At 64.0% G+C, this 22,363-nt stretch carries 16 protein-coding genes; 13 read left to right on the top strand and 3 right to left on the bottom strand.

Features of this window, described 5'->3' with window-relative positions; genetic code table 11:
* Nucleotides 1-63 precede the first annotated feature (63 nt).
* The 7 genes from HPY44_07310 to HPY44_07280 all read left to right on the top strand — a co-directional run bounded on the left by HPY44_07310 (nucleotide 64) and on the right by HPY44_07280 (nucleotide 10,482).
* Entirely contained in the window at nucleotides 64-1,203 is a 1,140-nt protein-coding gene (locus HPY44_07310; GenBank protein ID NSW55801.1) for a hypothetical protein, read from the top strand.
* A gap of 29 nt (nucleotides 1,204-1,232) precedes the next feature.
* Entirely contained in the window at nucleotides 1,233-2,984 is a 1,752-nt protein-coding gene (locus HPY44_07305; GenBank protein ID NSW55800.1) for a hypothetical protein, read from the top strand.
* Nucleotides 2,985-3,051: 67 nt separating this feature from the next.
* Entirely contained in the window at nucleotides 3,052-4,074 is a 1,023-nt protein-coding gene (locus HPY44_07300) for a Gfo/Idh/MocA family oxidoreductase (protein NSW55799.1), read from the top strand.
* Nucleotides 4,075-4,097: 23 nt separating this feature from the next.
* Nucleotides 4,098-5,555, top strand: a complete 1,458-nt coding sequence (locus tag HPY44_07295) for a hypothetical protein (GenBank protein ID NSW55798.1) — start codon at nucleotides 4,098-4,100, stop codon at nucleotides 5,553-5,555.
* Between the two features lie 75 nt (nucleotides 5,556-5,630).
* Entirely contained in the window at nucleotides 5,631-7,499 is a 1,869-nt protein-coding gene (locus tag HPY44_07290) for a sodium/solute symporter (GenBank protein ID NSW55797.1), read from the top strand.
* A 49-nt stretch (nucleotides 7,500-7,548) separates the two neighbouring features.
* Entirely contained in the window at nucleotides 7,549-9,003 is a 1,455-nt protein-coding gene (locus HPY44_07285; protein NSW55796.1) for a trimethylamine methyltransferase family protein, read from the top strand.
* Nucleotides 9,004-9,036: 33 nt separating this feature from the next.
* Nucleotides 9,037-10,482, top strand: a complete 1,446-nt coding sequence (locus HPY44_07280) for a hypothetical protein (protein ID NSW55795.1) — start codon at nucleotides 9,037-9,039, stop codon at nucleotides 10,480-10,482.
* Between the two features lie 25 nt (nucleotides 10,483-10,507).
* On the opposite strand, the gene HPY44_07275 is transcribed toward HPY44_07280, so the two are convergent.
* The 3 genes from HPY44_07275 to HPY44_07265 are packed head-to-tail and all read right to left on the bottom strand — an operon-like array spanning nucleotide 10,508 to nucleotide 12,560.
* Nucleotides 10,508-11,005, bottom strand: coding sequence for a HEPN domain-containing protein (locus tag HPY44_07275; GenBank protein ID NSW55794.1), 498 nt, complete (start codon nucleotides 11,003-11,005; stop codon nucleotides 10,508-10,510).
* Nucleotides 10,977-11,312 (bottom strand): nucleotidyltransferase domain-containing protein, encoded by a 336-nt coding sequence (locus tag HPY44_07270; protein NSW55793.1) that lies wholly within the window; start codon nucleotides 11,310-11,312, stop codon nucleotides 10,977-10,979. Before HPY44_07270 ends, HPY44_07275 begins: the two co-directional genes overlap by 29 nt.
* A 54-nt stretch (nucleotides 11,313-11,366) precedes the next feature.
* A complete protein-coding gene (locus HPY44_07265; protein ID NSW55792.1) occupies nucleotides 11,367-12,560 on the bottom strand; it encodes a DegT/DnrJ/EryC1/StrS family aminotransferase in 1,194 nt (397 codons plus the stop codon).
* A gap of 135 nt (nucleotides 12,561-12,695) precedes the next feature.
* Here HPY44_07265 and HPY44_07260 point away from each other — a divergent pair, with 135 nt between their 5' ends.
* The 6 genes from HPY44_07260 (at nucleotide 12,696) to HPY44_07235 (ending at nucleotide 22,349) form a co-directional block, all read left to right on the top strand.
* Nucleotides 12,696-14,027, top strand: coding sequence for an MFS transporter (locus tag HPY44_07260; GenBank protein NSW55791.1), 1,332 nt, complete (start codon nucleotides 12,696-12,698; stop codon nucleotides 14,025-14,027).
* A gap of 104 nt (nucleotides 14,028-14,131) precedes the next feature.
* Nucleotides 14,132-14,905, top strand: coding sequence for an AAC(3) family N-acetyltransferase (locus HPY44_07255; protein ID NSW55790.1), 774 nt, complete (start codon nucleotides 14,132-14,134; stop codon nucleotides 14,903-14,905).
* Nucleotides 14,906-15,256: 351 nt separating this feature from the next.
* The gene (locus HPY44_07250; protein ID NSW55789.1) at nucleotides 15,257-17,524 is read left to right on the top strand and encodes a hypothetical protein; all 2,268 of its coding nucleotides are present in this window, start codon (nucleotides 15,257-15,259) and stop codon (nucleotides 17,522-17,524) included.
* On the top strand, nucleotides 17,521-18,723 hold the full coding sequence (locus HPY44_07245) for a hypothetical protein (GenBank protein NSW55788.1): 1,203 nt from the start codon (nucleotides 17,521-17,523) through the stop codon (nucleotides 18,721-18,723). Before HPY44_07250 ends, HPY44_07245 begins: the two co-directional genes overlap by 4 nt.
* A gap of 15 nt (nucleotides 18,724-18,738) precedes the next feature.
* Nucleotides 18,739-20,619: a hypothetical protein gene (locus tag HPY44_07240; GenBank protein ID NSW55787.1), complete on the top strand. Its 1,881-nt coding sequence runs from the start codon at nucleotides 18,739-18,741 to the stop codon at nucleotides 20,617-20,619.
* Nucleotides 20,616-22,349 (top strand): hypothetical protein, encoded by a 1,734-nt coding sequence (locus HPY44_07235; protein ID NSW55786.1) that lies wholly within the window; start codon nucleotides 20,616-20,618, stop codon nucleotides 22,347-22,349. Before HPY44_07240 ends, HPY44_07235 begins: the two co-directional genes overlap by 4 nt.
* Nucleotides 22,350-22,363 lie beyond the last annotated feature (14 nt).

The following is a 22,363-nucleotide window of genomic DNA, read 5'->3' as shown; positions in this document are numbered from 1 at the left end:
ACAGGATTCTCTGAGCCGCACGTGGAAACCTCCCGTCATCATACGCAGGCAACTGGAGGCCCAATGAACAGCATCGAGCGCGTCAGAATGGCACTGGCGTTCCAGGAGCCCGACCGCGTGCCTATCGGCGAGTTCGTCATCGACTGCGACATCGCGGAGCGCGTCCTGGGCAGACCCACTTACATCCGCGATAAGGTGCGCACACAGATCGCCTTCTGGGAAGGTCGGCGCGATGAAGTCGTAGAGGGCCTCATCCAGGACCTCCCGGAGCTGTACCGGAAGCTGGACATCTATGATGTGATCCCCATCGCGAAGATGGCCCTGGTGCCCCCGAAAGGCTATGTACCTGAATGTCCGCGCAGGATAGCCGACGATGCCTGGGAGGACAGCGCGGGGCGCATTTACAAGCTCTCGGCTGTCACCAATGAGATCTCCATGGTGCACGACCCCACCGAATGGAGGAGAGAGTTCAGCCCGGAGCAGTTCCCCGCAGACCCGGAAGTCGGCCCGCCTGATGATTCCGTGTATGAGGTGCTCGATGCCGTGCAGCCCCTGCTGCCACCGGACCGCTACTTGATCGGCGACATGCCTATGGCCACCGAGCAGGCGCTGCTTGGCGGCTGGGAACGCGGGCTGGTGGAGATCGCCGACCACCCGGAGACCGTGGAGGCCTGTGTGCAGTCCAGTATCGCGGCCAGCCGCAAGCGCATGGAGTTCTGGCGCAACCGGGGCTGGCATGCGGTCCTCAATGGCACTGACTTTGGCCACACCACCGGCACTTTCGTGTCCCCGGCGGCTTTCCGGAGGCTGTTCTTACCGGCTGTCCGGGCCAATGCGCAGGCGGCCCATGAGCACGGCTTGCACTTCTTCCAGCACAGTTGCGGCGACAACCGCCCGATCCTCGACGACCTCGCCGATGCCGGGATCGACTGCCTGCAGTCCCTCCAGCCCCAGGCGGGCATGGACCCGGCTTTCGTCAAGCGGGCTACCGGGAACCGGGTGGCGGCCTGGGGAGGCGTGGACCTGCACGTGCTCATCAGCGGCACGCCTGAGGACGTGCGGGCCGAGGTGCGCCATACCATGGAGACCGCAAAGCGCGGGGGCGGGCTGATCCTTGGCGCCAGCCATAGCATTGGCTGGGGCACGAAATACGATAACTTCATGGCCATGCTGGATGAGTACGAGAAGACTTGCGACTACTGACCCATCCATGGAAAGCGAGGGACACCCTCATGAACCGCGTATCGATGGTGCTCGCAGCCGCAGTCTGTCTCTGTGTCGCAGCCTTCGCGCAGGGGCCTCCGGGATTGGACTTCTCGAAGGTCGGCATCTACGCGGTCGACTATGAGTTCCTGGACTTCACCAACTTCAAGTTCGCGGCCACCCAGAACCCCGAAGGCTACGCGAAACGGGTCCGCGATGCCCACGAGCGCGGCCAGTTCGTGATGGTCGGCCTGTATACCTGGGATCGCGTGAGCCACAAGAAGCCGCTGGAGGAAGTTTTCGCCGACACCGACCGCATCCTGGATGCCCTGGACCTGTCCCTGGTGGACCTCATCTTCCTGCATGAGGAAGAGGTGGACTGGCAGGGCGGCTTCGACTACCTCAACGCCATCTATGACCACGTGAAGGCGAAATATGACGGTCCGGTGTACCAGTGGTATTCCATGCCGATGGGGCCGCGCTGTGACCAGAAGGCAGACGGCTGGATTCTTGACGCCTACGGCATGGACTACGACACCTTCCGCAAGCATCTCATGCGGTTTATTGTCATCGATAAGCCCGTGGTCGCCTGCATCAACGCCACCCCCGGGATCAATTCCTTCCAGTGCTCCCAGGAGCAGGTACGGGTCTGCCGCGAGTTCAACATCCCGGTCTTCTACTTCTGCGTACATGGACCGCTGGGCAGCGTGAATGTGTACATGCAGACCGATGACCCGGAAGCGGCCAAGTGGCGCGGCTGGATGCTGCGCACCTTCGAGGACTGCCACCGCCTGGACGCTTCGCGGCTCCCGGAGGAGGCAGCGCAGCACTCATACGCCGGGCCCGTGGAGGTGTCGGGCGATGAGACCGGCAGGTTCACATTCATGGATGATTTCGCCACCGACGGTTTCTTGCGCAGAGCCACGATTCACGGGTTCCTGAACCTGTCGTGGTCCAGTCTAGACAAAACGCTGCGACTCAAGGGGACGGGGGAAGCCCGGAAGGCAGAGCTGATCTACCACTTGTGGACGCCCTTCCAGATCGCGGTGCCGCAGGTCCGAGCGGAGGGGCAGGGCAAGCTCGCCGTTGCACTCTCCGCGGACGGCCGGAGCTGGACTGAGAGCGACTCCGGGAACGGCCCGTCCTGCGCGCTGTCGGATATGAAGGGCTCGAACCTGTGGGTGCGTGTGTCGATGCAGGGCGGCGATGGGCCGTCACCTGCGCTGGATCTGCTCGAAGTGACCGGCAGCTTCGCCGGCCCCGAGGAGAAGGCTTACAACCTGCTGAAAGCCCCCGTGGGCGGCGGCCCGGCGAAGGTGACCTACCAGGATGACTTCCAGAGCCAGCGGTACCTGCATATTGGCGAGACCTTCGGCGGCGAGAACCTGGTCTGGCAACCCGGGGCGCTATCCACCCATGGCATTGAAGGCTATGGGGTTAGCGCAGGAATCCGCCAGCATTTCGTGAGCGACAGACCGCTGGACGTGAGCACTGTCGAGGTGGACTGCCTGGCGCTTGCCGGTCACGGCGGCCACAACACACTCGGGTTCTCGCTGGACGGGTCCGAAGTAATCGCCGAAGCCACCACCCAGGGCAAAGAGCGTGCCGGCGACCGCCGCTTCCAGGGCGTGCTTCAGCTTGACCTGTCGGCTGAACCCCGGGCGAAAGGCATCCGGGAATTCTGGGTTCACCTGACCATGGTCAACGGGTCCGGGAAACTGACCAACACCAGCAACCAACTGCGGAAGCTCACCATCCAGGCCGCCACGTCGGTCGAATGACGGCTGGGGAGGTCCGGCGCGAGGCAAGCGGAAATGGCTGCATAGTCCGCCAGGAGGGAGAATTACCATGCCTGATCGCATTGGTTGTGGCGTCGTCGGTCTCGGGATGATGGGCGAACGCCATGCCCGCATCTGGGCCGAGTTGCCCCGGACAAGTCTTGTCAGCGTCTTCGACGTGGTTGCAGACCGTTCGTCGGAGATCGCCTCCCGGCATGACTGTAAGGCCGCCGGGAGTCTCGCCGAAGTGCTGAACGACCCCGCGATCGGCCTCGTGAGTATCTGCACTGATGACCAGTCACACCGCGAGGCCTGCATTGCCGCGGCGGAAGCGGGGAAGCACATCCTCGTGGAGAAGCCCCTGGCGACCTCTGTGGCCGACGCGCAGGCCATTCTCGACGCTTGCCGCGCCGCAGGAGTCAAGCTGCTTACCGGCCATTGCGTGCGGTTCGACCCGCGCTATGCCGTGGCGAAGCAGGCCATCGAGGAGGGCGAGGTCGGCGACATCATTCAGGTTTTCGGTCGGCGCAATAACATTACCGCCAGTGGCCGCCGCATCGCCCCGCGCACGTCGGTGGCCTTCTTCCTGGGTGTCCATGATATCGACATCATGCGCTGGTTCGCGGATTCCCCGGTGGTGCGCGTGTACGCCGAAAGCTGCAGCAAGGTGCTGGCGGACCTGAACCGTGAGGACACCATCTTCACACTCATGAAGTTCGCCAACGGAGCGGTGGGTTGCCTGGAGACCTGCTGGGTGGTGCCCGAGGGCGTCTCGAACACCCTGGACGCGCGCCTCGAAGTGGTGGGCACTGCCGGGCGCGTGGCCGTGCGCGTCGGAGATGAATCCCTGGACATCGCCGGCATGGACCGCGCCCGGCGCCCGGACATTGCGTACGGCCCCGTCATGCTGGACCAGCAGCACGGCGCATTGCGCACCCAGTTGGAGCACTTCGCGGCCTGCGTTCTGGACGATGTCCAGCCCTTCATCAGCGGCGAAGATGCCCTGGCAGCGGTCGCAATTGCCGAGGCAATACACAAGTCTCTGGATACCGGGCTTCCGGTTGACTATCCTGAGGGTGCGCCGGCGGAATAATGCGATCCCCTTTGGTGGTGACCATGAACTCGCAGCGAAGACTGGCGCCGGTAGTCGTCTGTCTCATGGTCGGAATAATGTTGCCCGCCATCGCCCAGGACCGCGGCGTGGTCCTGGTGGACATGCCGGGTTCCGGGCAGCCGGGGCAGATCCACTCCATTCTCGCCGCCGCACTGGAGCCCCTGGGGTTCACCGTCGCGAAATCGGGAGACGAGGCAGCGCGCGAGCCAGACGCCATCGTGGTCTACTCCGACCACACCTACGATGCCGACGACATCAAGATCCTGCAGACTTTCGTGAACGAGGGTGGCGGCCTGCTGCTCCTGTATGGCTCCACAACGCGTCACATCGCACCCGCCAACGCCATACTGGAACCGCTCGGGATGAAGTTGGCCAGCGCGCGCACTCCACGCGCTGCGCCGAAGTTGCTCGCCGACTCCATCACATCCGGCGTTGGGAGGCTTCCGGAGACCTCATACCGCACCGCGGTCAGGGGCGAGACCCGCAAGGCTCTGGCGACCCAGGGCGAGCCCACCGTGGCAGCTCGGGCCACCAGCGGCGAGGGGCGGGTGGTGGTGCTGCCGCTGGATATGGTCACGGCCGACCGGGACGCCCTGCCCACAGCGGACCAGGCGCGCCTCCTGGCCAATGCCTGCCTTTGGTTGATGGAGAGCGAGGATGCGGAGCCTGTCATGGAGGGCCTGCCCACGGATGCCACGGATGCGGCGCAGCCGGCCCTGGGGGGCAATCCCTTGCGGCCCGGCGCCGTCGAAGACCGGCGTCCCCGGCCGATGCGCAGCACTTTGGGGCGTCGTCGCGATGAGCCGTCCAGCGACTTCGGCGGGACGATACTCGTGGACATCCTGGCCGCGGATGACGACTGGGACCTGATCGCCGAGAACCTCGAGAAGACCCTGGCGCGGCTGGGCCTGCCGGTGCGTTACCTGCAGCCGTCGGGGCAGTCGCCTCTGGCATTGGCCCTCGCTAACCCGCCGGCGCTGGTGGTGGTCTCCTCCACCCGGCCCTATGATGTGGACGAGGCCTTGGCGCTTGCCCAGTATGTTGATCTTGGTGGGCGAGTGCTGTGCCTGGCCCACGCAAAGCTGCCCTACACCATCCGCCTGCTGGATTTCAACGCACTGCTTCGAGAGTACGATATCTCTGTTTCCCTGGTGCGTGAGGCCGGGCCCACGCTGAACGGGGAGCACCCCATCACCGAAGGTCTGGGCGCCCTGCCGACTATGCCCTGGGGCGTCCACATCTGGTCCCGCACTGCCAAACCCGTGGCAAAGGCGGGCCGGGGAGCTTTCGTGGTGGCCTGGGAAAATGAACAGGGGGGGCGCTTAGTGGTGGCTGACGGGAAGGTCCTGTTGGTGGGCACGAGAGCCTTGCGCAGTCCGGTCAAGTCCGGCCCGGCGATGCCCTTCATGCCGCTCATGGATGCCGCGATTGACTGGTTGGCAGAGGGTCGTGCACAATAGGCGCCGCTCCCGCCCGGCCCTGCCCGGAGCCGAACAAAACCCGATTCCCCTCTGTGGGGGAGGTCTTTCCCGCCCATGTTCAACCTCATCGGCTTCAACAGCGTGGATTACATCGTATTCACTCTCTACATCCTGGCGTCGGTCGCCATCGGTGTCTGGTTCGTCAAGGAGCAGAAGTCCATCAAGGACTATTTCCTTGCGGGCCAGAGCATGAATTGGTTCATGGTGTCCATCTCGGTGATCGCCGCGCTGTTCAGTGGCATCAGCTACCTCGGCGCGCCCACCGAGGTTTTCAACCATGACATGACCTACGCCGTGTCACTCCTCACCTTCTTCATCGCTACGCCCATCATCGCCCTGGTTTTCCTGCCGTTCTTCTACAACCTGAACCTCTACAGCGCCTACGAGTACCTGGAGAAACGATTTGACATCAGCGTCCGCACCTGGTCCTCGGCCATGTTCATTATTCGCGTCATCTGCTACCTGGCTTTGGCCATCTATGCGCCTGCAATGGCGATCGCTGAAGTCACCGGGTTGCCGCTGTGGTTCTCCATCATCGCGATCTCTGTCCTGACCACCATTTACACCACTCTTGGCGGCATGAAGGCGGTCATCTGGACCGACGTCATGCAGTTCTTCGTGCTGTTCGGCGGGATGTTCATCGTGGGCTGGATGGCCATATCGCGCATTCCCGGAGGTGTTCAGGGAGCGATCGAGATTGCCAATGAGGGCGAGAAGTTCAATATCTTCCGGGATACATCCTGGAGCCTGACCGCGCGCTTCACTCTCTGGGGCTGTCTCATCGGACCTTTCTTCTCAAACCTGGTGCAGATGGGCACTGATCAGATCTCAGTTCAGCGGTACCTGACCGCGAAGAGCCTGCCGGAAGCGCAGAAGTCTCTCTGGTTCAAGCTCATCGTCACCGTCCCCATCGTGGTGATCTTCTATCTGATGGGCGCGGTGCTGTACGCATTCTATCAGAGCCACCCGGAGAGCATGCCCACCAACCTGAGGCAGCCCGACCGGATCATGCCCTATTTCGTGGTCAACGAACTGCCCCACGGGGTACCCGGCCTGCTCATCGCCGCCATCTTCGCAGCCACCATGTCCACGGTCTCCTCGGGGCTCAACGCGCTGACCACGGCGAGCATGATTGATTTCTATGCCCGCTTCCGGAAGTCTGACCCCGACCCTGATCGGATGCTCGTGCTTTCCCGCTGGCTCACAGCGACTTTCGGCCTGCTGGCGATGACCGTTGCCTTCCAGATGGAGAAACTGGGAACCCTGGTCGAAGCAACCAACAAGATCATGGGGCTGCTGGGCGGTCCGCTGCTGGGGGTTTTCCTGCTGGGGATGCTCACGAAGCGCGCAACTGGCATCGGGACGCTCCTCGGCGCTCTGGTGGGCTCGGCAGCCTTGATCTACGTGGCCTTCGCCACCAAGGTAGACGGCCTGTGGTTCTCGGCATTCGGCTGTGTAGGCACCTTCATCCTCGGCTACACTTTCAGCCTCGCGAGCCGCGCGCCGGGGATCGAAAAGCTTCAGGGGCTCGTGTACAGCCGCGCTCTGCTGCGACCGGTGGAAGCCCCCACCGCGCCAACGCCGACTGTTGACGAAGACGTCGAAGAGATATTCGAGACCATCCCGGCCCCTGACCACGGTATGGAGGAGCTGGTCGGAGGCGCTCCAGTTGTGCCGATCTCCGAGATGCACTCTGAGCATCCCGACCCCGAAGCCTCCGGGGGAGAGACGGCGAAGTCCGACGTGGTTGCCCCGGCTGCGCCGCCTGCAGCCCCGCCGGCCGCGCCACCTCTGACACCCCGCAAGGACGTCAAGGCAGCTGCGCCGCCTGCCATGCCACCCCCGGGGGGAAGCCTGGGCAGCGCCCGCAAGGGCCCAAAATCCAAGAGGTGGCAGTCCGGCGACGAGTCTGAGAAGAAGTGAGCTCTGCGCGGTGACTCCCGCGCGGCAATCCGAACATCTGGAGGCGCAAATGTCCCGCGACTGGACCGTCGTCGATGAGCAAAAGGCCGCGGTTTTGGACGCCGCCGTGCGCAAGATCCTCAAGGAACGCGGGGTGTGGGTGCATCACCCTGGGATGCTGGATGCCCTTGCGGCCAAGGGCGCGCAGGTCGATCCGGGAGTGCGCCGGGCACGCCTCACAGACGCGCTGATTGATGAGGCCGTTGCGCTGCAGAAATCCAATGGTCTCGCCCACGAGCCCGGCAAGCCGTCCACCGCCGGGCGCTGCATCCAGGCGCTGGGATTCGAGATCGCGCCGGTCTACTATGACTTCGACACAGGCGCAGCCCGCAACGCGACGATAGACGACTTGGTGGCCATGACGCGACTGGGCCAGATGCTCCCCGAGGTGGAGTCCGTCGCGGCGGCAGTCTCGGTGGTAGGCATCAATCAGCTGCTCGAGCCGCTGGAGAGTTTCCTCACCGTCGCAGCCAACTCGGACAAGCCCATCGGAGCCGTTTCCCTGCTGGCTCTGCACAACCCCTACTTCGAACGCTTCGGGGAAATCCTCTACGGAGACCGCACCCGCTACATCGGAGGAGGCGGCTGGCTGCCTTCGCCTCTGTGCATCAGCGAGCGCATGGGCGAACTCATGCGCCTCGCGCCGGACTACGGGAAGACTGTTGTGGGCGGCGGGAGCATGTGCATCGCGGGCCTTAGCGCCCCGGTCACACAGGCCGGCGCCATCGTTGTCGGTGCCGCGGAGATCCTTGCCGGGTGGGTCGGTGGCCTGGCCCTGCAGCCGCGCGTGACAGGTTTCCGCGCGGGAGTCTGCACCGGGGTCCTGGACCCGCGCACTTCGCGGGGATGCTTCGGCGGGCCGGAACCTGTGCGCCAGGACGTGGGCATCTGCGAGCTGTTCGACCACTGCTACGGCGGTGGCGTGAGCGTCGCGGGATGGGGGTACGTGGACGGCAAGGTGCCGGGCCTGCAGATCGCGTTCGAAAAAGTGGCGAAGTCCCTGTTCATCGCCAACGCCCGGGGGCTCGCACCGCGCATCGGCAGTCCCGGTCTCATCGACGCCGGACGAGCATTCTCCCCGGTCCAGTTCCTCATCGACCTGGAGATCGACCGCGCGCTCTTCGGTCTGTACCAGGACCTCGATGTAAGCGACGAGGCCGTTGGCCTCGATGCGATCCTCGAAGCCACCGAGGCCTATGGCAGCAGCTTCATCGGCCTCGAACACACCGCGCGGAACTTCCGCGACTGTCTGTGGTTGCCGGCACTCATGGACCGCTCTGTCAATTATCCGCCGCCCGACCAGCGTCTCGAGGGAAAGATCGCGCAGGCCGCCAATGCGCGCTGGAAAGAACTTGTGGCCTCCTGGCAACCGGTGGAGAGGCCCGGGCTCGCGCAGATCGAGGAAGTCGTGAAACAGGCCCGCGAGGAGCTTCCGAAGACCGGCGCGGGGACCTTCGTGGCGTGAATCCGCTCTGCTGATAGTCCTGGAGGCCCTCTCATGATCGATGTCGTCTTCGGTTTCGATGTCGAGGACCCCATCAATGAGAACTCGGACGATGCGCTCCTGCGCATCTGCCGGATCTTCAGCGAAGAGGGTGTCCAGGCCTCGCTCTTCACTGCCGGAGAGAAGGCCCGGGTCATCCGCCAGCGCGGCCGGCGAGATGTTCTGGACGCGATGCGCGACCACGAGACTTGCTACCACGGCAACTACTGGGGCGAATTCCCGATTCCCGCTCTTCATTACGGGCAGGAGATGACCTGGGACGAGGCCGTGGCGTTCGCACTCAATGTGGAGGCGCCCGGGCTCAATGATGTGGCCGAGATAACCGGGCAGTTCCCCGTGGCCTGGTGCGTGCATCAAGCGCAATGGTGCCCACAAATGGCGTATGCGCTCAAACTGGCGGGGGTCCGGTGCAATGCCGGCGGCCCCAGGGGGTGGGTCATGAACTGGCTGAGTTGGGGGCGTTCCAACTGCACGCTCAGCTCTCAGCCCGCCTGGGACCAGCGGCTGGACCCCACAAATCGCGCGGCCACGAAGGCCCCCATGGATGTTGATGCGGAGCTTGCGAAGTTCCAGATGCAATTCGACCGCATGGCTGAGACCCAGTCTTTCATCACCATCGTCGGCCACCCGACGTGCTGGGTGAACTCCGATTGGGGCAGCCTGTATGAGTACGCCATGCTCTTCCGCCATGGTGCGCCCGGCCCCTATCCCCGCCCGGCCAACATCCGCCCCGCCCAGCCGCGTTCAGATGAGGACAGCGAGGCGGCCTTTGACTTCCTTCGCAGGCAGATCCGTTGGCTCAAGTCCCGGGCCGACGTGAACCTGACGACGTATTCGGCCCTGTGCGACCGAGATCACGAGCCATCCGGCAAGTGGGTGACGATGGACCAGCTGGTGAGCCTCGCGGGGAGAATGCAGGACCGGCTGAACTACCTCGTGGACTACGGGACCAGCTTCTCCTGCGCGGATGTCTTGGGCATGCTCACCTTCGCCTGCGAGTTCTGCTGGCGCCAGGGCCGCTGGCCGGAGCAGATCCCCATCCAGCGTCTTCTGGGCCCCACAGAACCGATCCTGCCCAATGTGGAACCGGTGACGCTCACCCGCGAGAATGTTTTCGCGGGGGCGCTGGCGGCTTATTCGATCATGATGGATGACCGGCGCGTTCCCGGGGCGCTGCGGGCCAGTATGCAGGATGTGGGCACAGGCGCCTGGTTCCAGGTACTCGCCCGGTTCGTGAGGGAATCGGTGCGGGGCGAGATGCCCCTGCAGATTACGGTGCAGGGCGCGCCGGACCTGCCCCTCTGTGCGGATGAGCCCGCCATCCTCGACCGGCGATTCAGTTCCAGCAACCGTGCACCGGGCCTGAGCATGGAGCCGCTGTGGGAGATCTGGAAACGCCAGGCATGGAGCTATCGCCCGGCGGTTCCGGGGAACGGGTAGCCAGAGCAGCCAGTGCAGGTCTCAGTCAAGTCTGCCCGTGCGCGTCCGGGCCTCTCTCTGTCATGTCACCGCATTCCCCGATATTGGCCGCGTAGGCTCCCAGGACAGGATCCAGGGGGTCACTCAAGTCTAGGCCCAGCGCTGCAAGCACGGAATGCACGACCTCCCGGGCATTGCGCACCATTCTCACTGCGGCTTCTGCATCGGGCTCGTAGAGATCGGCCGGATAGCGGACCATCACGGCATAGCCCGTAAGCTCCGCACATGGCTGCGCAAGGGTGGCCGGAAGCCCCGCCTCAGGTGGGCAAAGCCCCAGGAGATGGGCGCAGTCATGGCTGCGCGGGGGCATCTGTCCGGACGCTGCAAGAACCGCCTTGAGGGCCTTCTCTGCGGCCTGCTGGCTGTGGAAACAAACAACGTCCCAGGGCGTCTCGTCAGCGCGGAGGTTGTTGGCGATCGCGAGCAAATCATTGCGCGCCTTTGACAACCAGGCTTCACTCGGAGGAGGAGCCGGCCCTGTCATACAGGACCCTCCCTTCCGCCTCGATCTGCCGCAAGAAAGACCCGGCGCGCCGCCTGAGCAGTCTGACTTCCGCGGGCGTGTAGACAAGGACGTCCAGCGCGTAGTCCCGCGGCATTAGCGCCAGATTGACCTCCACGCTCCGCTCAGGCGGCGGTTTGTCGCTGTCCATCTCCACGAGGATATCAAAGTCACTCTCCTCGTCGGCTTCCGCACGGGCGTGGCTGCCGAAGAGCACGATCCTGCGAGGCCGAAAGCGCGCCACAATCCGGTCCCGAATGTCAGCCAGTGCCGCTTCTGACGATCCCATCGGCAACCCTCCGTTCACTCGCGGTCAATGCTCCTCGCGGCAGCTCGTCTCCCCCTACTTCAGCCTCTCCACCGTCTCGATCAGCGCCGCGCAGATGAACTCGTTCTGCTCGTCGGTCATCGTCGGATGCAAGGATGGGCAGAAGAGCCGGTCCGCGATCTCTTCGGACACCGGCAGGCTCACGTTGCCAACGTGCCGCATGAGGAACGGGTTGGTTTTGTGCAGGCAAGGGTTGGCCACCACACAGCCCACGTTGTAGTCTTCGGCCATGATGCGGCACAGTGCGTCCCGCTTCTCTCCGGCCCATTCCCTCGGGACAAGCATGGTGTACAGGTAGAATGAGTGTTCCACGTCGTCCGGGACGAAGGGGCAAGTGAGCTCGGGCACATCCGCTAGAATCTCATTGCGGCGCATGGCGAGCCGCCTGCGGTTGCCCACCATCTCGTCCAGTTTGCGCAGCTGGACCATGCCCACCGCAGCCTGCACCTTCGTCAGTTTGTAGTTGCTACCCCAGCCATCCGCGCCCCCGAACTGCCTGAGCGCCCGCAGCCGCGTGCCGATCTCCGGGTCATGGCAGGTGATCATCCCGCCCTCCCCCAGGGTGGTCATATTCTTCTGTGTGTGGAAGCTGAAAATGGTCATCCATTCCATTGCGCCCAGCTTCTTGCCCTTGTAACCGGCGCCACACGCCCGGGCGGCGTCACCAATGACCTTCGCCGGTCCGTGCTTCGGGTGCGGGTGCTTCTCAGCAATCTCCAGGTAATCTGCGATGGGCGCGGGCATGCCGTTCATGTGGGTGGGCAGGATCGCACGCGTCCGCGGGCTCATCTTGCGCTCCACGTCGGCCGGGTCGAGCTGGAAGGTGCGCGGATCGATTTCGCCGGGTATCCAGGTGCCGCCTTGGCCGACGATGGCCGTGGGGGCAGCCCGGAAATTCACGGACGGTGCGATGATCTCGTCCCCAGGCTCCAGGTCCAGACACATCACCGCCATGTCCAGGCCGGTTCCCGCGCCGTTGATGGACACGGCGTCGGGAGTGCCCGAATACTGCGCGAATGCCTGCTCGAACTCCACGATCTCGGGGCAGATGAACCCGAAGCCTACGGTCCAGTCCATCGACGCCCGGATCGTTTTCACCACCACCTCGATCTCTTCCTCGCCATACCAGCCGCCGAGAAGCGGTTCGCCGGGCCACAAAACGGCCGGCTTGTTGTCCCTGATGAGCTGCTTGCGCCGATTGGCGTCCATTCTGTGAAGCCTCCGTGTGTCAGGCCACTGGGGCCTGTCCAGTTGTCCACCAAAGTTGTATCATCCCTTAATTCCATATTCCCATGCCTCGCACCTTCACCCATCTCTGCGCATCACACACAACGAGACCGGATCATGTCCCCAACACAGCAGCCAACCTACACCGAAGATCTCCGTGCCGCATTCTCCTTCTGGCGCCGCCGCACCATCGCGCTGCTGTGGATCGTCTACGCGGGGTACTACCTGTGCCGGGTCAACCTCGCCGCGGCCCAGGGGAATCTCTCGGCGCGGGAGGGCATCACCAAACGCCAACTGGGAACCACCCTGGCATGCATGAAGGTCCTTTACGCCATCGGTCAGTTCGTGAATGGCGCGCTGGCGGACAGATTGGGGCCGCGAGTGTTGGTTACGGCGGGGCTGGTAGTTTCGGGCTTTCTGAACCTGGTTTTCGCCCATCTGAAGGGATTCTTCTGGATGCCTGCGGTCTGGGGTGCGAACGGTTACTTCCAGTCCTGCGGGTGGACTTCGGTGGTGCATATCATCGCCAATTGGTTCCCAGGGCATCTCGGCGAAATGGCATCGGGTGTGATCGGCACCTCCTACATTCTTGGCGGGGGCTTCAGCTGGCTGCTCTCAGGCTGGCTCACGGATTCGTACGGCTGGCGGTATGCATTCTGGGTTCCGGCCTGGATCTGCCTGGGGCTGGCAGCGCTGTTCCTGGCGACGGTGCGGGTTCGCCCCGAGGAGGCCGGGCTGCCGTCGGACATTGACCATGCAGCTCCCCGGGAGCGTGCAGTCAATCACAACGGATGGCTGGCGGTGTTGGCCAACCGCCGTCTGTGGGCACTGGCCGTCGCCAACGCGGCCTTGATCTACGGCTACCACGGCCTGTTGGACTGGACGCCCCATTACCTGTCCGAAGTGGGCGGTCTCAGCGCCGAAGCCGCCTCGCGCCGCGCCTTCTTCCTGCCGCTTGGCGGCGCTATCGGCTGCACTGCTATCGCCGCGTTTTCACGCGCGTACGCTTGTCGGCTGGGCCTCAAGGCGGTATTGCCGCCGATGTTGGCTCTTGCCGCGCTGACCTTCCTGTTCCCCACCGTTGTAGAGAACGTCCCTGGTCTGGCTCCCCTGATGCTGCTTGCGCTGGGCATTCTGTCCTCCCCGCCCGCATCCCTGATCGCCTGCGCAATGCCCGCGGACATCGCCGGCAAAGAGGGCGCCGGGCAGGCAGCCGGAATCGTGGACGCCATGGCATATGCGGGCTCGGCGCTGTCTGGCTGGTCCTCGGGCAGGATCATGTCTGCAGTGGCGCAGTCCCGCGGCCAGACAGTTGCCTGGCGCACGGTCTGGCGGATCTGGCCGATGGGAATGGTGCTGGCCGCGATCATCATCGTCCTGTCCCAGCGCGGCGAGCGATCCGGCAGGACAACCTGCAGCAGCGGAGAAACCCACGGGTCTGCGCCCTGATCTGCCCGGCGGTGCCGTGCCGGAGGCCAGTCGGATGACACTGCGCAGCGACAGTTTTCGGCCCAGCCGGCACGGGGACGACGATCGTGTAAGGAGGCACAGCCATGTACGACCCGGCCGAAAAAACCCGCGTGACGGAGGAGATGATCGTCCAGGGCTTGCGTGACCTGGGCATCGGCCCGGGTGCGCTGATCCAGGTGCACAGTTCGTTGAGCGCCCTGGGGTACGTCGAAGGCGGCGCAGAGACCGTGGTTGACGCTCTGCTGAAAGCCGTTGCACCCGGCGGAACCGTGATGGTGCCCACCTTCAACCACGGGCAGGCGGAGGTCTTCGACGTGCGCACGACGCCTTCAATCAACGGCGCGATCACCGAAGCCCTGCGCCGGCGTCCCGAAGCCCACAGGAGCGTTCACCCCACCCACCCTTACGCGGCGATCGGACCGCTGGCCGAGTGGCTGACCAGCGAGCATCTGGACCTACTCACTTTCGACGTGCGCTCGCCACTTGGGAAGCTGGCCTCGCGCGGAGGCCTCGTGGTACTCCTCGGGGTGGGCATGCGCGCCAACACCGCCGCCCACATCGGCGAGACGATCGCTCGCGTGCCCTGCATGGGGTACCGGGAGCACGAGCGAAAGATCCTGGCGGAGGATGGGTCGATCCAGACTGCCTGGAGCGTGCTGTGGCGCAATGGTCCGTGTCTGCTGGAATGGGATCCTCTGGAGCGTGCGATGCGATCCCAGGGCATGATCCGCGACGGGCGCATTGGCGACGGCGATGTGATGGTAATGAAAGCGCAAGATGTTGTTGATACCGCCTTCGCTCTGACACAGACAGTTTGCCCCAACTGCAGCACCCGGCCTGACCGGACTGCCCGGTGAACCGTGGGGCGTCGGGCGTTGGACGGAGACGCTGCGTTGCCCTGCCATGATTGACCACCCCCATGGCAGGGAATATACTAGAGGACGGTGGAGGACTGGCGGAGTGTTTCCCGCCAGGCATCGGGAGGAGTGCGCCATGCCTGGTCCGGTCTGCTTTACGGGCCCTTTCCGGTCCGGTCTGTTCGCGGAGGATGACTATCCCGGGCTGCGTCGCTCCGAGTCCTCCCCGGTCCAAATGCCCCGTGAATCCTCACGTCTCCAAAAGAGCCAGTCAGCCTGCAAGCCAGCCGGATCAGCGCGAGTTCGCCGGACGCATCAGCAAGCGTCATACATCGTCAGGGGGAATGAGCGATGACTGCCGCCACTGCGAGAAACACCGGACTTCCCGTAGCCCTGGCCGCCACGTTTCTTCTGCTGCATGGCCTGGCCTGGGCCGACGGGTTCAGCGGCATCCAGGGGAGCGAACTGCGCCCGCACCAGGATGTAACGTCACTCCTGGGCGACCTCCTGGGGGGTGGAAAGTCAGAACTCACCAAGGTAGTTGTGACCGAGGACACTGAGACCCGTCTGGGGTTGCGGGTGAGCTACAAGAGGATGGCGGGCAGGAAGCTGCGGGGCACGGTCCTCGGGGCCAAGGGTGAGGCTCAGCCCGGCGTTCCGGTCGTGGTCGTTCCCGCGCCGGCAGCCGACGGGGAGCTTGATATGCTGCTGACGCTGGCTCCCGATCTCCCCGAGGGAACTGCGTTCCAGTCAACGGGTCTGCGACTCGAGGTGATCCGAGAGGGCAGGACGCTTCCGGAACTCTTGCGCACGTACTCCGTAACCAAGAAATGGCAGTCCGAGATCAGTCTCGAGAATCTGGTCATCAAGGTGGTTGCGGAACCCGAGGGGGCAGCCGCGCAGCTCAAGACCCAGCCTGGGGGGGCGGCCGACCCAATCGTCAAACCGCCTGTTCAGGTGCTGAAGATCGATCCGAAGCTCCTGCAGGCCGCGCCGTTGATGATCCAACCCGCGCCAGCACCGGCACCGCAGCCGCCACCCCCCGCGATCCAGACTCCCCGGGGGATAATCCGCGGCCGCACGGTCTTGGACGATCGACGAATCCCATTAGCCGAGGCGACAGTTGAGAAGCCCAAGCCCGCCGAGACACCCGCGAGTGAATCGCCGCAACTCACGGCCGTAAGCACCATGAAGCTGAACCTGGTTCCTATCGAGGCCTACAAGTTCGGCGTACCCCCGGCGGTCACGGACAAAGGCGGCCAGGGCCCCGCGAACAAGCCCATCAACTGGCTGACCACCATCGCGGTCGATCCCCAGGTCCAACTGGACTACTCGGCCATCAGTCGGCTCTGGCCCCATGTGTATGAGGACAAGAACCCTGCATCCGGCATCTTCTACTTCCTGCCGCGCACGTACCGGCTGGCCTGGAGGCCTGACGAGGGTTTCGGCATGGACATGCTTTACATGGCCGCGACTCCGGGCGCGGAGGCGGGCAATGTGATGATGTCCGCCGAGCTCGACGGCGGGTTGGATACCAGCGAGATCGGTCTCGCCCAGGAGCTCGTGAAAGCCTACTGCAAGAAACAGGCGAAGACCTTCACACAACTGGTGGCACTGCCCATCTCTCAAGCTCCCGCTTTCTCGCTGGCCGACGCCCTTGGGAGCCAGTACGCCATTCCTCCCGAGAAGATTCAGGTCAACGCCATCTCGGACGCGCTTGGCAGAGTCAGCCTTTCATGGATCACCGACACTGTGACCAAGGAGAACCTGCAACTCGCCCTCACTTCGGGGGTCGGCATTCGGGGGACCGCAACACTGACGCCCAGCGGTGAGGTGCCCCCGCTGGCCATTGATGTGACGATCGACCTCGCTGACCCCGACACCCTGGGCCGCATGTACTGGGTCCGCGGTCAGAACTGGCGCAATACCACCCCATTCCCCGTAAGTCTCAAGCGCCTGTGCGTGCTCATGCTCGAGGAGGGCACGGACACTCCGGTAATTTACTCCTGGAGTCTCGCTAACACCCTGGTGCCGCCCAAGGCCCAGGTGGAGATTGACGCGGCCAAAGTGCCGGCATGGATCGACGCCCGCGCCAAGCGCATGTGGCTGGTCTACTCGGTGCCGGAAGACCGCGACCGAGAGAAGTACGACAACGCAGTGATCGCGGGTATTACCGGTGGCGTGACCTCGCTGGGCACCTACAATATCACCTTCAAGACCCTCAATCCCCTGCGTGACACGGGCGCGGCGGAACTGTCCGTGCGGGTCCGGTCCAGGTACTTCGACCCCACCGTGCGGGACATGAAGATCAAACCAGACCTGCCCCTGACCGAAGACCAGACGGAATTCACGCTGGGCCCGATCCATCTCGTGAACCGCCAGCCAGGCGAAGATGTCCCGGGCGACCCGCTCTTCGAGTACACGCTGACCGTGGTCATGCCCGACGGCACCATGCACGAGGGTGTCAACTGGATTCCCTACAACAGCCTGCGGGTGCTGATCGGGACCGTTCAGATCCAGCAGGCACTGGGGAGCTTGCCCGGCGCCCAGGCCGAGACTGTTGAAGACCAAGGCGGAGAGACTACCGGGGAGCCGGCGGAGGGTGGCGAAAATCCGTGAGCCTCGCCCGAACTGGAACCATTGTCTGCCTGGTGGTGCTGGCCGCTGGGACCGCCCCGCAGGCGGCCCCGGATCTGAGATTGAGCATCCCGGCGGGCCCCCTGAAGGTGTACCGAGACGACAAGATCACATCCCGCTACTATTACCCGCCGGGACAGGTGGCGCTGGTCACCGATGACGAGGGCCGGCCGGACCTCCGCTTCCTGCAGATGCGCTACGTCGGCACCAGCGCGGCGGGAGATCGGGGCGCTGTGCTCCATCGCAGCATTCTGACCTTCCGGGTGCGCCTGGATGGGCCTTCACTGGCGGACATCGAGGCGGCACGCAGAGCCCTCTACAAGCCGGGCCGGACGGTGGACCTGCGCCCCCTGCCCATCAGCCGCCTGGATTCCGCGCTGGTGTATGCGACGGTGCGGCAGGATCCACCGCAAGCGATTCCGGACGGGCATTTCGAGGAGGCGGGGCAGGAGCCTGCAGTTGGGTACTGGACCGAGCGCAACTACACGCTGAGCCTCGATGATGAGACATCGCAGCTCTTTTGGGAGGCGCTCCAGGAGGGGCAGGTGGTCCTGAGTCTGGGCTACGCCTTCATCGCGCCCGGCATCGCGCCGGAGGAACCGGTGGAGCAACTGCAGGGCTCGCCGGAGCTGATCGCCGAGATGAACAAGGCCCTCCAGGGCCCCGAGGCGCCCAAAGAGGGGGATGAGGAGCCCGCACTGCTCAACCGGGTGGTGCGCGCAGGGGCTTTGTCCATCACCGCCGATGCCGCTCGCTGGCCGGAGTTGTTCCAGCGCGCCGATATCAACGAAAGCCTGCCCCCTGGCTATGCGGTGCTGGAAGTGCGCTGTTATGACTTCAACAACGAACTGCGGCCGGACCTTTACGAGAAACAGGTGGAGATCGCGGCCCAGGCAGTTGCGGGCGGCGAGGCGCGTTTGTCTGTGATCTTTGAAAGTGGCAGGCCGGAGCTGTACGCCCGAAGCATACGATTCCCGGTGGCCGTGCGGATCGACAAGCCGTACCGGTACCGTGTGATCGAGATCGGTCAAGACGGGTCCGAGACCGCCGGAGAGTGGATCGAGCGGGAATCGTGGGCGCAGATGCTCGACGTGACATCGCCCCCGAAGCCGCAGGTCTTCGGAGACGAACCAGACGAAACAGAGGACCAGAAAGAGGACGACCCCGGGGCCAACCCGTAACCATGGAGGGCCGGGATGAGGGCTACAGGCCGGTTCGGCGCATGGATCATGATGTGTCTTGTCGGGCTTGCCTTGTCTCTGTGTGCGCCGCCTTGCGCAGCGCTGGTGAATCTCGACCAAGGCCAGCGGTTCATCAAGGGCATTCAGCTTCTGCAGGACTACGCCGACCCCACTGCTTACTACTACGTGCCACGTTACCCCCGACTTGCGACCAAAGACGACGGAACACTGGAACTGCTGTGCCTCAAATACGTGGACCCCGAAGGGAAGACCAGCGGCGGGCTGTTCCATGCGCTTGTGGAGTTCACGCTGCCCCCGGACATGGTGGAGGACCTGGACAAGGAGCTTAAGAAGCAGGTCCCAAACGGTCGCATCATCGGGCCGGTGCCCCTCATGCAGGCCGTGAAGGATGGCGAGGAGGGCATGGGATCCTTCCAGGTGGTCTCGGCAATCCTTAACGACCAGGCCGAGGGCGGGTTCACCCGGACCCTGATCACCTCGGGCAAGGCTCCGCTGACTCCGGGTTCGAAGGCGGTTGTCGCCGCGATCCTCGAACCCAAGGGCGCCACGCTGCTGTGGGATTCACTCACGGGTCCGACGTCCGATGTGTCCGTGGCCATCCACGCATATTACGAGGCCGCGGTGATGGGGTACAACGCCCGAGTCACGGCGGACGTAAACACGGTCTATGAGCACTACAGCCGCCTGCACAATGTGCAGTACGAGTACACGCGGCGGCAGATCCGGGATATCACCGACGACCTCCAGCGCACGGGCTTGCTGAAGATCGAGGTGCTGGACCGCACTGCCGGCCTGGGGATCAAGGCAGACGAGATCCGCAGCATCCTGGATATCATCACTGGGAAACTGACGGAATTGATGTTCGACTTCAAGGCAGGCTGGGCGGCGGACCCGGAGCGGGAGACGGCGGTGGAAGCCGACCAGATCAAGGGCCGTCAGGAGAAAGGCTGGCTCGCGAAGCTGTTCACCGGCACGGGCGACCAGAAGTATTACACCGACGACCAGTTCGTGCTGAAGAACCGCAAGGATATTCGGCACAACACCTTCAATGCGGTTCTCTCGAAGAACTCTACCATCCGGGTGCCCGTGGACACTGCAGGCAACCTGGGCGGCCTGTACTCGGCCCTGGGACAGGACAAGCGCTATTTTCGGGTGGTGAACCTCGCCGACCCGGCTTTCGAGGTGCGCACTGTCCATTTCCAGGTGGACGGCGAATACCTCGACGCGTTCAAGGACACCATCAATTTCGTGTCGGTGAACTTCCGCAAGTCCTACGAGGACGGCCCGGCGGTCACCAAGTCTCTCTATTTCTCCCACGCAGACATCGAGGCCGGCCGCACGGTGCAGGATGTGTCTTTCCCCCGCCTGGGCGCACAGGGCGCGGACTGGTTGAAGTACGAGTACCAGGTACGCTGGAGTGTGCGTGACCGCCCCACCGTGCCCGTCCCGGCGCGGGAAGACCAGTGGATATCGTCCAGTGATTCCGCGGTGGCGCTGGTGCCGCCATTCGAAAAGCGCGTGGTCGAGATTGACGCGGACCGTGCCCTCTTCACGGAGCGGGGAGTTGCCACAGCGGTGGTGGATTTCGCCAGCGTTCTGGCCAACAAACCGCGTCTCGAACGGAAGGCAACCTTGCGGGCAACCGATGTGGAATCCACCAGGAGTGTGTCCATCTACTCCGACCGCGGCGAACCCATCGCCTACCGGGTCTCGTGGTATGCCCCCGACCGCACGGTCCAGGGCAGTCTGCAACTGCTGGACACCGGTTACCTCTACCTGACCCCGCCGGAACGCCCTGCCGCGCCGCCGGCGCCGGCACCCGAGCCGGCTGATGCGCAGCCTGCACCGCCAGCGCCGGGAGGTGGGCAGCAATGAGAGCCGTGCTCGCAGTGGCGGTGCTGGTCGCGCTCACGATCTCGGCCGAGGCGCAGCAGGTCTCCATCGACCGCGGCGTGCGCGCCGAGGGGCTGTGGTGCTTTCCGCTGGTAACCAACCCGCAGGAGTATGTCTACATTCCCGACGAGGCCCGCCTCGCCACCGATGAGCAGGGGCAGCCGCAGTTCTCGTTCATCCGCTACGCAATGACCAAGCCCGGCGAGACCGATTCCGCGAACACCATCTCCGCGGCGGCCGGTGGCGGGATACTCACCCTCCTGCTGCTGTATGAGACCCCTCCCGAGAGGGTCCAGGAGGCCCAGCGGGCACTGCGGGAGATCACCCAAGACGATGATGTGCGGATACGCGGGCCGATCGTATTCGATAAAGGCCACTACGCCCTTGTGTCGTCGATCATCAACCCCGATGGCGGCACTCAGCGCAGGATACTGGCATCTGGCGCTGCGCCGGTCTTGGAGGGCAACCGCATCGCCCTTTCCTTCGATCTCACCCCGCAGCAGGCCAGCCTTCTCCTGCAGAGCTTCGCCATGGCGACCCCGGATGTCTCCGTGGTCTTCGACATGACCTTCAGCGGTCTCACCGACGCGTATGAGGCCGAACTGACCGTGGACTGGTCAGAGGTGCGCAAGAGCAAGGCGTTCTCGGCCGGCGGGACCGTTTATTTCGTGAGCGCCGACGTGGAGTTGGCCTTCGATGACCTGCTGCGCAACAATGCCATCAAGCTCCGGTCCAGCGGCAGCGATGAATCCATGGAGGCGCTCCTGAACAACGTGTACGCGAAGCTGCTGGAGCTGATGTTCCGACCCGTGGAGCCCGACCGGGTGCCCGAAGCTCAGCGGGGCGGTCTGGGTGAAGCACTGGGCGCGCTCATCGACCAGCGCTCCGGCATCCTTTCCAGCCGCAGGACCACCAACTTCGGCCTGTACGCGGGGTTCCAGCTCAAGGAGATGCGCAGTTCGGGCATCAGTGTGATGGACTTCAACCATCGTTCGAACGTGGAGCGGCACGGATTCATCGTGTTCAACGTGGGCGACTTCTACCAGAAGCACGGAACCGATGAACGATACTTCCGGGCCTTCAATCTAGCGGACCCGGTGTTCCAGCAGCGCGAAGTTCGGATCGGGGTGGACGGTGCGCTCCTGCCCGACTTCGACAAGTATATCAATTCGGTCACAGTCACGGTACGCAAACAACACCAAAGCGGTAAGGAGACTATCGAGGAGGTGCTCATCGACCGTGAGAGCGTGAAGGACGCTCTCGGTGAAGCGCGGGTCATCTACGGCTGGGACGGAGACGATGACCGTCTGGCCTGGCTCAAGTACCAGTACAGGACGCGCTGGAGCTTCAAGGGCGGCGGGGCGTATGACACGGAATGGGTGGATGCCGAGGCGCCGATGATCGACGTTTACGCTCCGTACGAGCGCCGCACCGTGCAATTGCTGGGCGATGCGGAGAAGCTGAAGGAACGGGGTGTCCGTGCCGCCATCGTCCAGGTGGATTACCCGTTTTTCGGCCAGATTCGCAAACACCAGCTTGTGGCGCGACCCGACCAGCCGATCGAGGAGCAGCAGGTCGAGATCGTCCTGCCGAACGGACAGTTCGACTACAACTACACGATTACGTGGCACCTCACGACGGGTCAGCGCCTGACCGCTTCCGGCCAGGATTCAAGCGGGCTCGTGTTCATTGATGAAATGCCCGAACAGTAAGCGCAACTCGCGGG

The sequence above is a fragment of the Armatimonadota bacterium genome (genome assembly GCA_013314775.1).
GTDB lineage: Bacteria > Armatimonadota > Zipacnadia > Zipacnadales > JABUFB01 > JABUFB01.
This window is presented reverse-complemented; position numbering and strand designations above follow the sequence as displayed.

Bases quoted from the DNA above. Each gene is read 5' to 3' on its own strand.
- HPY44_07310 (NSW55801.1), top strand. From the start codon at position 64: ATGAACAGCATCGAGCGCGTCAGAATGGCACTGGCGTTCCAGGAGCCC.
- HPY44_07305 (NSW55800.1), top strand. From the start codon at position 1,233: ATGAACCGCGTATCGATGGTGCTCGCAGCCGCAGTCTGTCTCTGTGTC.
- HPY44_07300 (NSW55799.1), top strand. From the start codon at position 3,052: ATGCCTGATCGCATTGGTTGTGGCGTCGTCGGTCTCGGGATGATGGGC.
- HPY44_07295 (NSW55798.1), top strand. From the start codon at position 4,098: ATGAACTCGCAGCGAAGACTGGCGCCGGTAGTCGTCTGTCTCATGGTC.
- HPY44_07290 (NSW55797.1), top strand. From the start codon at position 5,631: ATGTTCAACCTCATCGGCTTCAACAGCGTGGATTACATCGTATTCACT.
- HPY44_07285 (NSW55796.1), top strand. From the start codon at position 7,549: ATGTCCCGCGACTGGACCGTCGTCGATGAGCAAAAGGCCGCGGTTTTG.
- HPY44_07280 (NSW55795.1), top strand. From the start codon at position 9,037: ATGATCGATGTCGTCTTCGGTTTCGATGTCGAGGACCCCATCAATGAG.
- HPY44_07275 (NSW55794.1), bottom strand. From the start codon at position 11,005: ATGACAGGGCCGGCTCCTCCTCCGAGTGAAGCCTGGTTGTCAAAGGCG.
- HPY44_07270 (NSW55793.1), bottom strand. From the start codon at position 11,312: ATGGGATCGTCAGAAGCGGCACTGGCTGACATTCGGGACCGGATTGTG.
- HPY44_07265 (NSW55792.1), bottom strand. From the start codon at position 12,560: ATGGACGCCAATCGGCGCAAGCAGCTCATCAGGGACAACAAGCCGGCC.
- HPY44_07260 (NSW55791.1), top strand. From the start codon at position 12,696: ATGTCCCCAACACAGCAGCCAACCTACACCGAAGATCTCCGTGCCGCA.
- HPY44_07255 (NSW55790.1), top strand. From the start codon at position 14,132: ATGTACGACCCGGCCGAAAAAACCCGCGTGACGGAGGAGATGATCGTC.
- HPY44_07250 (NSW55789.1), top strand. From the start codon at position 15,257: ATGACTGCCGCCACTGCGAGAAACACCGGACTTCCCGTAGCCCTGGCC.
- HPY44_07240 (NSW55787.1), top strand. From the start codon at position 18,739: ATGAGGGCTACAGGCCGGTTCGGCGCATGGATCATGATGTGTCTTGTC.
- HPY44_07235 (NSW55786.1), top strand. From the start codon at position 20,616: ATGAGAGCCGTGCTCGCAGTGGCGGTGCTGGTCGCGCTCACGATCTCG.